A 13,683-nucleotide genomic window follows, 5' to 3' on the forward strand; every position below is an offset into this window, starting at 1 on the left:
CCCCCCGGCGCATCCGGCGGCCGACGCACCCGTCCCGGGAGCCACCGGCCGCGGCGCCGCCCTGCGGGCCTCCGGCCGCGCCGTCCCGGCCGTCCCGGGCCGCCGTCCGGCCGCCGCCCGGGGCGCGGGAGCCGCCGGCCACGCGGGGACGGGGGCGGAGCGGGCCGACAGCGGCGCCGACAAGCCCGCCGGCAAGGGCAGCGCCCCGCTCGGGCGGTTCCTCGCCAAGGCCGCCGCCGTCACCGCCGGACTGACCGCCGCCGGCGCCGTGTTCGGCCTCGTGCGCGACCAGACCATCGCGCACCTCTTCGGCGCCGGCCACGACAGCGACGCCTTCCTCATCTCCTGGACCGTCCCGGAGATGGCCTCGACCCTGCTGATCGAGGACGCCATGGCCCTGCTGATGGTGCCCGCCTTCAGCCACGCCCTCGCCCGGCGCGCCGCCAGCCGGGCCGGGCTGACCCGCAGGGAAGCCCGCGCCGCCGACCCCGTACGCCTGCTCGTCGGGGCCACCCTGCCGCGCCTGGTGGTCTTCCTCGCCGCCGTCGCCTCCCTCCTCGTCCTCGCCGCGCCCCTGGTCGTCGGCGTCCTCGCACCCGGCCTGCCCGACCCGGAACTCGCCGTCCAGTGCACCCGGATGACCGCCCTGACCGTCCTCACCTTCGGCATCGCCGGATACTTCAGCGCCGCCCTGCGCGCCCACCGGTCCTTCCTGCCGCCCGCCGCGATCTACGTCGCCTACAACGTCGGCATCATCGGCACCATGGTCGCCCTCCACACCCTGTGGGGCGTCCGGGCCGCCGCCGCCGGGGTCGCCGCCGGCGGACTGCTGATGGTCCTGGTCCAACTGCCCGCGTTCATCCGCAACGTCGGCTTCGGGCCGCCCCGCGCCAAGGCCGCCCCCCGCAGCCAGCGCGACCGCGACCGGCCCACCCTCATCGCCTTCGGCGTCATCGCCCCCGTCATCTCCTTCGCCGTCTTCCGCCAGTCCCAGGTCCTCGTCGAGCGCTTCCTCGCCGCCTCCCTGCCCCCCGGCGCCATCTCGCACCTCAACTACGCGCAGAAGGTCGCGCAGATGCCGATGGTGCTCTCCCTGATGATCTGCACCGTCACCTTCCCCGTCGTCGCCCAGGCCATGGCCGGCGGCGAACGCGAGAAGGCCCGCCGGCGCGTCGAACAGGACCTCGCGCTCGCCTCCCTCGCCGTCCTCCTCGGCATGTCCCTCGTCATCGGATACGCACCGCAGATCATCGAAGTCCTCTTCGAACGCGGCGCCTTCACCCACCGGGACACCCTCACCACCGCGTCCGTGATGCGCGTCTACGGCCTCGGCCTCCTCGGCCACTGCCTCGTCGGTGCCCTGTCCCGGCCCTTCTTCTCGACCGCCCGGCCCACCTGGTTCCCGGCGCTCGCGATGGGCGCCGGGCTGCTCGTCAACATCGCCGCCGGAGCCCTCTTCGTCGGCTGGTGGGGCACCCACGGCATCGCCGCCGCCAACGCCGCCGGCATCACCACCACCGCCGGACTGCTCCTGACCGGCATCGGCTCCCGCATCATCGCCATCCAGGCCCGCCGCGTCGCCGTCAGCATCGGGCGCCTCGCCGTCGCGGCCGCCTCCGCGTGCGCCACCGGCTGGCTCGCCGGCCCCATGATCCCCGACCCGCTGCTCAGCGCCGCCCTCGGCTGCCTCCTGGTCCCGGCCATGTTCGGAGCCACCGGAATGGCCATACGCGCCCTGGAGATCACCGCCCTGCCCGGCCAGATCGCCCAGCTCGCCGCCCAGACCGCCGTCCAGATCGCCCAGCTCACCCAGAGGTTCCGCAATGCCCGCTGACACCGACACGGCACCCGCCGCCGTGACGGCCGCCGCCCGCCGGACCCCGTCGCCATGGGTCCTGATGTACCACTCCGTCGCCGAGTTCACCGACCCCGCCGAGGACCCGTACGGCATCACCGTCACCCCGGGCACCCTGGAGGCCCAGCTGCGGTGGCTGCGCTCCCGGCGACTGCGCGGGGTGTCCGTCGGCGAACTGCTGCGCGCCCGCGCCGCCGGGCGCGGCCACGGCCTCGTCGGCCTCACCTTCGACGACGGCTACACCGACTACCTGACCCGCGCCCTGCCCCTGCTGCGCCGCCACGACTTCACCTCCACCCTGTTCGTCCTGCCCGGACGGCTCGGCGTCGACAACGTCTGGGACCCGCTCGGCCCCCGCAAGTCCCTCCTCACCGCCGAGCAGATCCGCGAGATCGCCGCCGCCGGCCAGGAGATCGGCTCCCACGGGCTGCTCCACCAGGACCTCACCGTCGCCCCCGACGACGTCCTCCAGCAGGAACTGCGCGGCAGCCGCGAACTCCTGCGCGAACTCACCGGCACCCTGCCCGAAGGGTTCTGCTACCCCTACGGCCACCTCGACGCCCGCGTCGTCGACGCCACCCGTGCCGCCGGATACGGCTACGCCTGCGCGATCTCCCCCGGCCGGCTCGCCGGCCTGCACGCCCTGCCCCGCACCCACGTCAGCCAGGCCGACGGAGCCGCCCGACTGCGGATCAAGGAACTGCGGCACGGCGCGCGCGAACTGCGGCGGAGGGTACCGGTGCTGCGGTGAAGGCCCTCCACATCATCACCGGCCTCGGCGTCGGCGGCGCCGAGCAGCAACTACGGCTGCTGCTGCGCCACATGCCCATGCCCTGCGACGTCCTGACCCTCACCAACCCCGGCCCCGTCGCCGACGGACTGCGCTCCGACGGGGTCCGGGTCGTGCACCTGGGCATGAGCGGCAACCGCGACCTGGGCGCCCTGCCCAAGCTCGTCCGGTTCATCCGGCGCGGCCGCTACGACCTCGTCCACACCCACCTCTACCGGGCCTGCGTCTACGGGCGCCTCGCCGCCCGGCTCGCCGGCGTCGGGGCGACGGTGGCCACCGAACACAGCCTGGGCGATGCCGAGATCGAGGGCCGCCCGCTCTCCCGCGGGGTCCGCTCCCTGTACCTGGCCAGCGAGCGGCTCGGCGCGGCGACCGTCGCCGTGTCGGACACCGTCGCCGCCCGCCTGGAGGGGTGGGGGGTGCCCCCCGCCCGGGTGCACGTGGTCCCGAACGGCATCGAGGCCGCCCGGTTCCGCTTCGACGCGGGCGTCCGCCGCGCCACCCGGGCCCGGACCGGTCTGCCCGAACGGGCCTTCGTGGTCGGCGGGGTCGGGCGGCTGGTCCCGGGCAAGCGGTTCGACGTCCTCGTCCGGGCCGTCGCCGCACTGCCGGGGGCGCACCTGCTGCTGGCCGGGGACGGGCCGGAACGGGCCGCGCTGCGGACGCTGGCCGCCGAGCTCGGCGCGCAGGCGCGGATCCACCTGCTGGGGGAGCGGGACCCGCTGGGCGACAGCCCCGACGGGCGCACCCCCGGCATCCCCGCGCTGCTGGCCGCCATGGACGTCTTCGTGTCCCCGTCCCGGGAGGAGGCCTTCGGGCTGGCCGTCGTCGAAGCCCTGGCCGCCGGGCTGCCCGTGCTGCACGTGACCTGCCCCGCCATCGACGACCTCCCCGCCGCGCAGGCGCCGGGGGCCCGCCGGATCGGCACGGGCACCGAGGAACTCGTCGCCGCGCTGCGGGGGCACATGGAGGCGGGCGCGAGCCGGCTGCCGGCGCCGCCGGTGGTGCGCCGGTACGACATCGCCCGGAGCGCGGCGCGGCTGCTGGACGTCTACGGGCTCGCGCTGGCGGCACCCGTGCCCCTGCCCCCGGCGCGGGGCGGCACGGCGGAGCCGCTCACCACCGCCCGGGATCCCGCGCACCGCTCACCGGCGGGGCCGGCCGCGGCAGCGCCCGGCGGCGACGGCTGATCCCCCCTTCTTTCCACCGTACGCACTCCCCTTCACCCAGGAAGCGAGCACCACCATGGCCGACCGTGCCGACCGTGCCGACCAGAAGAAGTCCGATCACCGTTCCGGCAGGAAGCGCAGGTTCCTGCCCCCGCCCGTATGGTGGCCGCTGCCCGTCTGCGCCCTGCTCGGCATGGCCGCCGGCGGGGCGTACGGCGTGCTCAAGGCGCCCGAGTACGCCGCCACCGGCTACGTCGTCGCCGTGCCGAACGAGACCACCGAACCCGCCACCGCCCAGGGCTTCGCCCAGGCCTACGGGCGCATCGCCACCAGCAGTTCCACCCTCGCCTACGCCCAGCCCCGCGCGGGCGTCGGCGCCCGGCAGCTGCGGACGCAGGTCCGCGCCGAGACCTCCCCCGACTCCCCGATGATCGCGATCACCGGCACCTCCAAGAGCGCCGCCGAGGCCGCCGACATCGCCAACGCCGTCGCCGACGCCCTCACCCTGAGCAGCAACCAGGCCGCCAAGAACACCGGCGTGCAGCTGCTCCTGTTCAGCCAGGCCGTCGCGCCGAGCGAGCCGGCCTCGCCGTCCGCCGCGATCAGCGCCGCCGTCGGACTGTGCGCGGGCGGCCTGCTCGGCGGCCTGTGGCTGCTGGCCCGGCCCGCCCGCCGCCGCAGCGGGGAGCGGGAGGAGACGGGGCGCCCCGCCGGGGAGGGCGTCGTGGAGGAGTACGCCTCCCTGCCCGCCCAGGGTGAGCCCTCCGGGCACTCCGAGCCCAAGGAGAAGGAGTCCGTGCGATGACGCTGGGCTCCACCGGGGCCCTGACGGTGACGCTGTGCCGGGACTCCCGGCAGTTCGCGGCGCTGGAGGAGCCCTGGAACCGGCTGGCCCGGGAGTGTCCGACCGCCACCCCCTTCCAGAGCCACGCCTGGCTGCACTCGTGGTGGCTGTCGTACGGGAAGGACGGCCGGCTGCGGATCCTGCTCGTGCGGCGGGGCGAGGAACTGGTCGGGGTGGCCGCGCTGATGCTCGTCCACCGTCCGCTGCCGCGGCTGGTGCCGTTGGGCGGGCTGATCACCGACTACTTCGACGTGCTCGTCTCGCCCGAGCACGCCGAGCAGGTCGTGCCGGCCCTGGCCCGGGGGCTCCACCGGGCCGCCCGCGGCGCCGTCGTCGACCTGCGGGAGGTCCGGCCCGGCGCCGCCGCGGAGGCCGTGTTCGAGGCCTGGCCCGGGGTGTCCAGCCGGCTGGCCGACTCCACCTGCATGGAGCTGCCCGCGCTCCCCTTCGACCAGCTCGTCAAGCGGATGCCGGCCTCCGGCGCCCAGCGGGTGCGGGCCAAGCTGCGCAAGACCGACGCGGCCGGGATCGAGGAGCACGAGGTCACCGAGCGCGAGGTGCCGCAGGCCGTACGGACCCTGTTGCGGCTGCACGAGAAGCAGTGGCGCGGCCGCGGGGTGACGCCGGAGCACCTGCGGCCCCGCTTCGCCGAACACCTGACCAGGGCCACCCGGCGGATGGTGCGGGCGGGGGAGGGCCGGCTGACCGAGTTCCGGCTGGACGGGAAGGTGGTGGCGGCCAACGTCACCCTGATGTCCGCCGCGCTCAGCGGCGGCTACCTGTACGGCGCGGACCCGGACCTGCGCGAGCGGAAGGTGGACGTGGCGACGCTGCTGCTGCGCTACGAGGCCGGGCGGGCGCTGGAGGAGGGCCGGCCGGTGGTGAGCTTCCTGCGCGGCAACGAGCCGTACAAGAACCACTGGCGGCCCGAGACGGTCGTCAACCAGCGCCTCCTGCTGGCCACGCACGCGCTCGCGCCCCTGCTGCGGCTGCACGAGTCGCAGGTCACGGGGCGCGAGCGGGCGGTGGGGGCGCTGCGCGAGGCGCTGCCGGCCGCCCGGGACTGGCGGGCGCGGCTGAACGAACTGCGGGTGCGATGACCCGTCTAGAAGGGCCAGAACCCGGAGTCCCCGCCCCAGCCGCCGAAGGTGATGCAGACCGACTGCCTGCCCATCAGCTTCGAGAACCAGTCGCCGAAGTCGAGGGGGAGGCACCACTGCTTGCTGTTGACGGGCTGCTGGGGCTGCGGCTTGGGCTCGGGCTTCGGCTGCGGCTTCGGCGGCTGGGACGGCCGGGTGGGCTGCGGGTCCGGCCGGGGCTCGGGCGCGGCGGTCGTCGGGGCCGGGGTCGGGGTGGGTGTGGTCGCCGGGGCCGGAGCGTCCGGACGCGGGGCGTCCGGGGTGGGGAGGGACGGGCTGGGGAGGGACGGGGAAGGGAGGGACGGGGAGGGGGCCTCGGGCGTCGGGATCTGCGGGGTGGGTACCACGGGGCTGGGCACGACGGGGGTCGGGACCACCGGGGTGGGAACCACCGGGGTCGGGACCACGGGCGTGGGCACCACCGGGGTCGGCACCACCACCGGTCCCTGCTCGGTCAGCGCGTCGCGGAAGGCCTTCGCCGACCGGGGGTTCTGCTTGCACTGCCAGACGCCGTGCGGGCAGTAGTCCGTGATGGTGTGGTAGAGCGGGTGGTGCTCGTCGATCCACCGGAGCATGCGCCGCACGTACTCCGGGTTGTCCCCGTTGCGGAACAGCCCCCACTCCGGGTACGAGATCCGCTTGCCGTGTGCTTTCGCGAAGTCGACGTGCTGCTGGAGCCCGTACGGCTGGCTGACGTGGTCGTCGAAGGTCCGTCCCGGGCCCTGGTCGTACGAATCCATGCCGATGACGTCGACCACGTCGTCGCCCGGGTAGCACGCGGTCCACGGGATCGCGTCGGTCCCCCGGTTGGGGGTGAAATCGAACTTGAACCGCTGGCCGGGGACCGAGCGCATCGTGTTGACGACCCGCTTCCAGTACGCCTTCCAGTGCTCCGGGTCGGGCCCGCAGCGGTGGGTGTACGTGGTGCCGTTCATCTCCCAGCCGAGCACGATCACCGTGTCCGGGACGCCCAGCTCCACCAGCCGCTCGGCCAGCCGCCGGAAGTGCCGGTCGTACTCGCCCTGCGCGCCGGCCCGGATCAGCTGCGCCACCTGCCAGTCGGGCACCCGGCCCTCGTTGCGGGACTGCATCGGCACGTTCAGGACGAACATCCGGTCGTCCTTGGCCCGGCGCCACTGCGCCCAGTCCTCAAGGAACGGGACGCGGCCCTCGATCCCGGCCCAGGAGTCGCCGGGCAGGTAGGTGTGCCCGACCCGGATCTCCCGGCCGCCCAGCCAGCGCGACAGGTACGGGATGCGGGCCACCCCGGCCGGCCCGTAGTCGAGATAGGCGCCGAAGGCGGTGTCGGAGTCGGCGGGCGGGCCGTCGTCCGGGGCCGCGAGCGCCGCGCCGGTGGCGAGCAGCCCGGCGGTGACCGTCCCGACGCAGGTGCTCACCAGGCGGTGGTGTGGTCTGGGCATGTCGTCTCCCGAGCTCTGCCGAACCGGTGTGCTTGCCACCGACGTTAGACATCACATCTGACGAACGGCCTGTCCGGTGGCCGCCGCCTAGGCCATTCGCATCTGCGCATCCCTCTCGCTTGGTCCGACTAGGTGAAAGTCCGTTTGTATGTACGCGTTCGACGGCCATGTGCCCGCAGTTCTGCTCAGACTCGATCGCAATCCGTTCCACCACGGAACCCTCGGCGCCGTCAGATCCCTCGGGCGCAGGGGCGTGGAGGTCCATGCCGTCGTCGAAGCCGGGGGAGGTCCCGTGGGTCGCTCGCGGTACCTGCGTGCCACGCATCCCGGACCGGCCGGCGGGCTGGACCCGGAGGCACCCGAGGCGCTGCTGGAGTGCCTCGTCGGGGTGTCGGAGCGGATCGGCCGGCCGGCGGTGCTCATCGCCATGGACGACCTGAGCGCCATCGCCGTGTCCCGGGTGGCCCCGATGCTGACGGACCGTTTCCGGATCCCCCATCAGCCCGACGACCTCCCCGCCCGGGTGGCGGACAAGGCCGAGCTGGCGCGGCTGTGCGCCCGCTGGGACGTCCCGCACCCGGAGACCGTGATCCCCGCCGGCGGGACCGAAGCCGCCCGGGCCGCCCGGGTGCTGGGGCTGCCGCTGGTGGCGAAGTGGAGCCGGCCCTGGCTGCTGCCCGCCGGGAGCGGGCTGCGCAGCACCACGCTGGTCGACAGCGCCGCCGGGGCGCGGGAGCTGTACGAGCGCACCGCCGAGGCCGGGAGCCGGCTTCTGCTCCAGCGGTTCCTGCCCGCGGGGCCCGACACGGACTGGTTCTTTCACGGGGCCTTCGGGCGGGGCGGACGCCCGCTGCTGGCCGGTTCGGGCCGCAAGGAGCTGGCGTGGCCGGTACGGGCGGGGCTGACGGCGGTGGGACGGTGGCTGGCGGACCCGGCCGTGGAGGAGTCGGGACTGCGGCTGGCCGAACGGCTCGGCTACCAGGGCATCCTGGACCTCGACTTCCGCCGCGACGAGCACGGCACCTTCCGGCTGGTGGACTTCAACCCGCGTCCGGGAGCGCAGTTCCGGCTGTTCGCGGACGACGCCGGGCTGGACGTGGTCCAGGCCGTGTACCTGGACCTGACGGGGCAACGGGTCCCGCAGCCCGTCGGCGGACCCGGGCGGGTCTTCCTCGCGGAGAACTACGCCCTGCTGGCGGCGGTACGGGGCCGCACGCTGCCGGGACTGCGGGAGCTGCGGGGGCGGGTGGAGACGGCCTGGTTCGCCTCCGACGACCCCGTGCCGTTCCTCGCCATGCTCCGCGCCCTCCTGGGGCGGGGGCTGGGCAAGGGCGCGCACGCCCTGCGCGGGGTCCCGGCCCAGGCCCGCTCCGTCCGCGCGGTGCGGGCCCCGCGCCAGCGCGGCGGGGAGCCCCGGCGGGGGCTGGAGGACGGCCTCGCGGTGGCCGGCTCCGCGTCCGGCCCCGCGACGGTCCGGCCCGGCCCGCCGGGAGCCCCCGAGGCGTCGGCGGAACCGGACGAGCTGGTGACGCGGTGACGCCGGTGCCGGGGTGGCCCGGTGCCGCGGTGCCGGGGTGGTCCGGTGACAACGGGGTGACCGTCGTCCGGTGAGCTGGTGACGTGCCGTCACGCGGTGGCGGCGCGGTGATCGTGCTGGAGGAGAGGAGCGCCCGTGAGGCGGATGGACGATCTCGTGGTGGTCGGCGCGGGCCCGTACGGGCTGTCGGTCGCGGCGCACGCGGCGGCGGCCGGGATCGGCGTACGCGTGCTGGGACGGCCCATGGCCTCCTGGCGGGACCACATGCCCGAGGGCATGTACCTCAAGTCGGAGCCCTGGTCCTCCAACCTCTCCGCCCCCGGCGGCCGCCACACCCTCGCCGAGTACTGCGCCACCCGGGGCCTCACGGCGGAGCACGGCAGCCCGCTGCCGATCGGCACCTTCAGCGCGTACGGCCTCTGGTTCGCCCGCCACGCAGGCCTCCCGGAGGTGGAGGAGGCCACCGTCACCGAGGTCGCCCCCGAGGGCGACGGCTTCCGGGTGCGCACCGCCGAGGGGCCGCCGCTGCTCGCCCGTACGGTGGCCCTCGCCGTCGGGGTCATGCCCTTCACCCGGCACCCCGAGGCGCTGTGCGACCTGCCCCCGGCCCACTACTCCCACAGCAGCGGCCACCGCGACCTGTCCCGCTTCGCCGGGCAGGAGGTGGCCGTCCTCGGCGCCGGGCAGGCCGCGCTGGAGACGGCCGCGCTCCTCGCGGAGTCGGGGGCCCGGCCCTGCCTGGTGGCCCGGCGGTCCCGGCTGAACTGGAACACCGCCCCGCAGCCCCTGGAACGGCCGGCGCTGAGGGCCCTGCGCGCCCCGCACAGCGGGCTCGGCACGGGCTGGCGGAGCTGGGCGTGGTCGGAGCTGCCCTGGGCGGTGCGCAGGCTGCCCGCGGCGACGCGGGAGCGGATCGCCGCCACGGCCCTGGGGCCGGCCGGCGCGTGGTGGCTGCGGGACCGCTTCGAGCGGACGGTGCCCGCGCTCATGGGGCACCGGCTGCACCGGGCGGTGGCGCTGGGCGGCGGCCGGACCCGGCTCGGGCTGACCACGGCCGCCGGGGAGTCCGTCGTCCTGGACACCGCGCACGTCATCGCCGCGACCGGCTTCGCCCCCCGGCTGGCCCGCCTCGGCCTCCTCGACGCGCGGCTGCGGGCCGCGCTGGCCACCGTGGGCGGGGCGGACGCGCCGGAGCTGGGGCCCGGCTTCGAGTCCTCCTGGCCCGGGCTGTTCTTCGCGGGACTCCTGGCGGCTCCCTCATTCGGACCTTCCATGCGATTCGTGCACGGCGCGGGCTTCACGGCGGGGAGACTGGTGAAAGGAGTCCGCAAGCGCCTCGGCGCCCGGGGTCCGCTGCCGGGCCGCGCCGGCGGGGTCCGGGCCGTCCGGGCCCCCGCCGGACATCCGGAGACGTATCTACGCTGAGATCCACCTGAGAGGGGTCCGCGATGGACGCGGAGCGAGCACAGGGCGGCCGTGGCTGGGTGCGCATCCCCGCCAGCCGGGGGGAGCAGCCCCCGCCGGGGGCGCCCGCGGGCAAGCCGTACGGGGCGGGCCAGTACGGCGCGGGTCAGCACGGGGCGGGCCAGTACGGCGCGGGCCAGTACGGGCCGGGGCCGTACGGGGCGGGCCCCCACGCGACGGGGGCCGCGGACCCGGCGGCGATCTACCTGTCCCTCGTCAAGCGCTGGCGGGAGGCCGGGCGCACCCTCCCGGGGCATCCTGACGAGGAGTGGGAGCGGCTGATCTCGCAGCCGTGCTGGCCCGGCCGTTAGGTGGTGTGTCTCTCGTGGCAGCGGCGGAGCGGGACGGCCGGGGGCAGGACGCGCCCGGACCCCTGACGGGACCCGGGGAGCGGCTCGCGCTCAACGGCATGGGCAGCTTCGAATGGGACCTCGACAGCGGCACCCTCGCCCTGGACGAGGCCGGGCTCGCCGTCTTCGACCTGGAGGCGGACGAGTTCGACCACACCCCCGAGGGCCTCGGCCTGCGGATCCCGGCCGACGACTCGGCCCGGCTCAACGACACCGTCAGCGGCGTCCTCGCCGGCGGCGGGGAGACGTACGGCTCGTACTTCACGGTGCGCCGGCGCGACGGCCGCGACCAGTGGACCCACACCCAGGGCCGGGTGCTGCGCGACCCCGGCGGCCGGGCCCTGCGGATCGTCGGCATCGTCCGCGACGCCACCGCCGAGCTCGCCCACGCGACGGTGCTGCGCAAGCTGGAGAACGCCCGCATCCAGCAGGCGGCCATCGTCCAGCGCACCACCGAGGCCCTGTCACGGGCGGTCACCGTCGACGACGTCACGGCCGCCCTCACCGGCGCCGGCGCCCTCGAACGGCTCGGCGCGGACGGGCTGGCCCTCGGGCTCGTCGAGAACGACGCCATGAAGATCATCGCGCTGAGCGGGGAGTCCCTGGAGATCCTCGACGAGCGCAAGTTCACCCGCCTGGACGGGTCCCTCCCGCTGTCCCAGGCCGTGATCACCCGCCAGGCGCGCTTCGTCACCTCCCTGACCGCGCTCGCCGACGAGTTCCCGCTGCTCGGCGACTACCTGCGCCGCATCCGCTTCGACGCCGCCGCCTACCTGCCGCTGATCGCCCAGGCCCGGGCCATCGGCGGGCTCGTGCTCTTCTACCGCCGGCGCACCGAGTTCAGCCCCGAGGAGCAGAACCTGTGCCTGGGCCTGGCCGGCATCGTCGCCCAGTCCCTCCAGCGGGCGCTCCTCTTCGACCAGGAGCGCGAGTTCGCCACCGGCCTCCAGGCCTCGATGCTGCCGCGCCGCATCCCCGAGATCACCGGCGGGGAGATCGCCGTGCGCTACCACTCCGCGTGGAGCGGCCGCGAGGTCGGCGGGGACTGGTACGACGTCATCTCCCTGCCGCGCGACCGCGTCGGCGTCGTCGTCGGCGACGTCCAGGGGCACGACACGCACGCCGCGGCCATCATGGGCCAGCTGCGCATCGCGCTGCGCGCCTACGCGGGCGAGGGGCACCCGCCGTCCACCGTCCTGGCCCGGGCCTCGCGCTTCCTCGCCGAACTGGACACCGAACGCTTCGCGACGTGCATGTACGCCCAGGTGGACCTGGAGACCGGAGGGGTACGGGCCGTGCGCGCGGGCCACCTCGGGCCGCTGATCCGGCACACGGACGGGCGTACCGGCTGGCCCAACGTGCGCGGCGGCCTCCCGCTCGGGCTCGCCTCGGCCTTCGAGCAGGAGGACTACCCCGAGACCCGGCTGGACCTGGTCCCCGGCGAGACCCTCGTGCTGTGCACCGACGGACTCGTCGAGGAACCCGGCTCCACCATCACCGCCGGCATGGACGCCCTGGCCGAGGCCGTGCGCAGCGGGCCGCAGGGCGCCGGCGAGCTCGCCGACCACCTCTCCGACCGGCTGTGGGAGCGCTGGGGCTCCGGTGACGACGTCGCCCTCCTGGTGCTGCGGAGGGCCCCGGACCCGGGCACCCACCGGGCCCCCCGGATCCACCAGTACGTCCACCAGGCGGACCCCGAGGGGCTCTCCGACGCCCGCTACGCGCTGCGGCAGGCCCTGCGCGACTGGGGCATGGCCGAGCTGGCCGACGACGTGGAACTGGCGGCCGGGGAGCTGCTGGTCAACGCCCTCCTGCACACCGACGGCGGGGCGGTGCTGACCATGGAGGTGCTGCCGGAGCCGGTGCGGCGGATCCGGCTGTGGGTCAAGGACCGCTCCAGCGTGTGGCCGCGCCGGCGCACCCCGGGCGAGGCGGCGACCACCGGGCGCGGGCTGCTGCTGGTGGACGCGCTGGCCGCGCACTGGGGTGTGGAGTCCCGGGGGGACGGCAAGGCGGTGTGGTGCGAGTTCGACGCGGGGGGCGCCCCGCACGACACGGCGTGACCCGCGTCCTGTCACCGTATGGTCACGCCGGGTTGTGGGGTGCGGGGGGCGGGGTGATGATTCGGCCATGAAACCGAAGCGTGGTCTTCCGCTTGGCCGCCGGAACGAGCCGTGCGCCGCCTGAACAGGGGCGCGGTCACGGGCATCGTGATGACGCTCCTGGTGCTGCTGCTGGCGGCCGGGGCACAGGCGGTCGTGGACTGGACGACCGGGCGGCCGCACAGCGAGCCCGGCTGCCAGACCGTCGCGTTCATGTCGATGACGGGCGTCGCGCCGGAGTGCCGGTAGCGGCGGCTACCGGACCCCCGCCCGCGCGAGCTACCGGTGGTCGACGACCACCTCGATGTCCTGCCGGTCCTCCGCGACCGTGGTGAGCGCACGCGGCATCAGTCCGGCCATGTGGATCTCCTGGAGCTCGGCGGCGGCGCGCGCGGGGCCCGCGTGCAGGCCGGCCGTCATCGGGCTCACCGCCGTCCAGTGGTGCGCGCGGCCGTCACAGAGGACCTCGCCGGCCCCGATGCTCAGGCGGTTGCCGTCCTGAACGACGGTGGCCTTGATCTGGACCGCACCGGACCTCGGCGAGAGCTCGCACCGGTAGCCGCCGGAGAGGACGACCTCGCCCTGCCGGTTGATGTGCGCCTGGGACCGGAGGGAAATCTCCTGGTGGAAAACGGTGGCCAGGGCGGGAGTGGCGAACAGGGTGGTGGCGGCCAGGGCGGAGAAGGCGGTCAGGGCCATTCGGCGGGCGGGGGTGCGCATTTTTCCTCCGGGTGGGTGCGGGTGGCGGGATTCCGTCGGAACGCATTGTGCTGGCAGTCGGCGCCCGACTCGGTCCGTGCGCTCGTGTCGGTGTGTGCAATTCCCCGCTCGGGCGCGTGAGACTGGCCGAAAGATATCGCCGGCAAACGCCTTCTTCCGAAGATCCCCGAAGGGGTTCCCGTATGCGTCGCACCGCCCCCCTGCTCGCCGCCGCCGCGCTCCTGCCCGCCCTGCTGCTGACCGCCACCGCCTGCCAGAGCGCCCCCGGGGGCGCGGCCCCCGCCCCGGCCCC

12 protein-coding genes are annotated in these 13,683 nt (G+C 75.3%); 10 read left to right on the forward strand and 2 right to left on the reverse strand.

Going from position 1 to position 13,683, the window contains the following annotated elements:
• From murJ to WDV06_RS32855, 5 genes are all read left to right on the forward strand, one after another.
• On the forward strand, nucleotides 1-1,834 hold a 1,834-nt coding region (gene murJ / locus WDV06_RS32835; RefSeq protein ID WP_395513465.1), incomplete at its 5' end, for a murein biosynthesis integral membrane protein MurJ.
• Complete coding sequence (locus tag WDV06_RS32840) at nucleotides 1,824-2,606, forward strand: polysaccharide deacetylase family protein (RefSeq protein WP_395513466.1); 783 nt, start codon at nucleotides 1,824-1,826, stop codon at nucleotides 2,604-2,606. The genes murJ and WDV06_RS32840, both read left to right, overlap by 11 nt.
• The gene (locus WDV06_RS32845; protein ID WP_395513467.1) at nucleotides 2,603-3,835 is read left to right on the forward strand and encodes a glycosyltransferase; all 1,233 of its coding nucleotides are present in this window, start codon (nucleotides 2,603-2,605) and stop codon (nucleotides 3,833-3,835) included. The genes WDV06_RS32840 and WDV06_RS32845 overlap by 4 nt, the downstream gene beginning before the upstream one ends.
• A 55-nt stretch (nucleotides 3,836-3,890) precedes the next feature.
• Complete coding sequence (locus WDV06_RS32850) at nucleotides 3,891-4,619, forward strand: YveK family protein (protein ID WP_395513468.1); 729 nt, start codon at nucleotides 3,891-3,893, stop codon at nucleotides 4,617-4,619.
• Nucleotides 4,616-5,758 carry a GNAT family N-acetyltransferase gene (locus WDV06_RS32855; protein ID WP_395513469.1) on the forward strand — a complete coding sequence of 381 codons (1,143 nt, stop codon included), beginning with the start codon at nucleotides 4,616-4,618 and terminating at the stop codon, nucleotides 5,756-5,758. Before WDV06_RS32850 ends, WDV06_RS32855 begins: the two co-directional genes overlap by 4 nt.
• 5 nt (nucleotides 5,759-5,763) lie before the next feature.
• Here WDV06_RS32855 and WDV06_RS32860 read toward each other — a convergent pair whose 3' ends face one another.
• Entirely contained in the window at nucleotides 5,764-7,218 is a 1,455-nt protein-coding gene (locus WDV06_RS32860) for a glycoside hydrolase family 26 protein (protein ID WP_395513470.1), read from the reverse strand.
• 292 nt (nucleotides 7,219-7,510) lie between these two features.
• On the opposite strand from WDV06_RS32860, the gene WDV06_RS32865 reads away from it, so the two are divergent.
• The 5 genes from WDV06_RS32865 to WDV06_RS32885 all read left to right on the forward strand — a co-directional run bounded on the left by WDV06_RS32865 (nucleotide 7,511) and on the right by WDV06_RS32885 (nucleotide 12,920).
• On the forward strand, nucleotides 7,511-8,755 hold the full coding sequence (locus WDV06_RS32865; protein WP_395513471.1) for a carboxylate--amine ligase: 1,245 nt from the start codon (nucleotides 7,511-7,513) through the stop codon (nucleotides 8,753-8,755).
• A 144-nt stretch (nucleotides 8,756-8,899) separates the two neighbouring features.
• Nucleotides 8,900-10,180: an NAD(P)-binding domain-containing protein gene (locus WDV06_RS32870; protein ID WP_395513472.1), complete on the forward strand. Its 1,281-nt coding sequence runs from the start codon at nucleotides 8,900-8,902 to the stop codon at nucleotides 10,178-10,180.
• 23 nt (nucleotides 10,181-10,203) lie between these two features.
• Nucleotides 10,204-10,530 carry a hypothetical protein gene (locus WDV06_RS32875; protein WP_395513473.1) on the forward strand — a complete coding sequence of 109 codons (327 nt, stop codon included), beginning with the start codon at nucleotides 10,204-10,206 and terminating at the stop codon, nucleotides 10,528-10,530.
• Nucleotides 10,531-10,544: 14 nt separating this feature from the next.
• A complete protein-coding gene (locus WDV06_RS32880; RefSeq protein ID WP_395513476.1) occupies nucleotides 10,545-12,632 on the forward strand; it encodes a SpoIIE family protein phosphatase in 2,088 nt (695 codons plus the stop codon).
• A 111-nt stretch (nucleotides 12,633-12,743) separates the two neighbouring features.
• The gene (locus WDV06_RS32885) at nucleotides 12,744-12,920 is read left to right on the forward strand and encodes a hypothetical protein (RefSeq protein ID WP_395513474.1); all 177 of its coding nucleotides are present in this window, start codon (nucleotides 12,744-12,746) and stop codon (nucleotides 12,918-12,920) included.
• 30 nt (nucleotides 12,921-12,950) lie between these two features.
• Here WDV06_RS32885 and WDV06_RS32890 read toward each other — a convergent pair whose 3' ends face one another.
• Nucleotides 12,951-13,391 carry a DUF6299 family protein gene (locus tag WDV06_RS32890; RefSeq protein ID WP_395513475.1) on the reverse strand — a complete coding sequence of 147 codons (441 nt, stop codon included), beginning with the start codon at nucleotides 13,389-13,391 and terminating at the stop codon, nucleotides 12,951-12,953.
• Nucleotides 13,392-13,683 lie beyond the last annotated feature (292 nt).

Source organism: Streptomyces racemochromogenes (genome assembly GCF_044129415.1).
GTDB classification, from domain to species: Bacteria; Actinomycetota; Actinomycetes; order Streptomycetales; family Streptomycetaceae; genus Streptomyces; species Streptomyces racemochromogenes_A.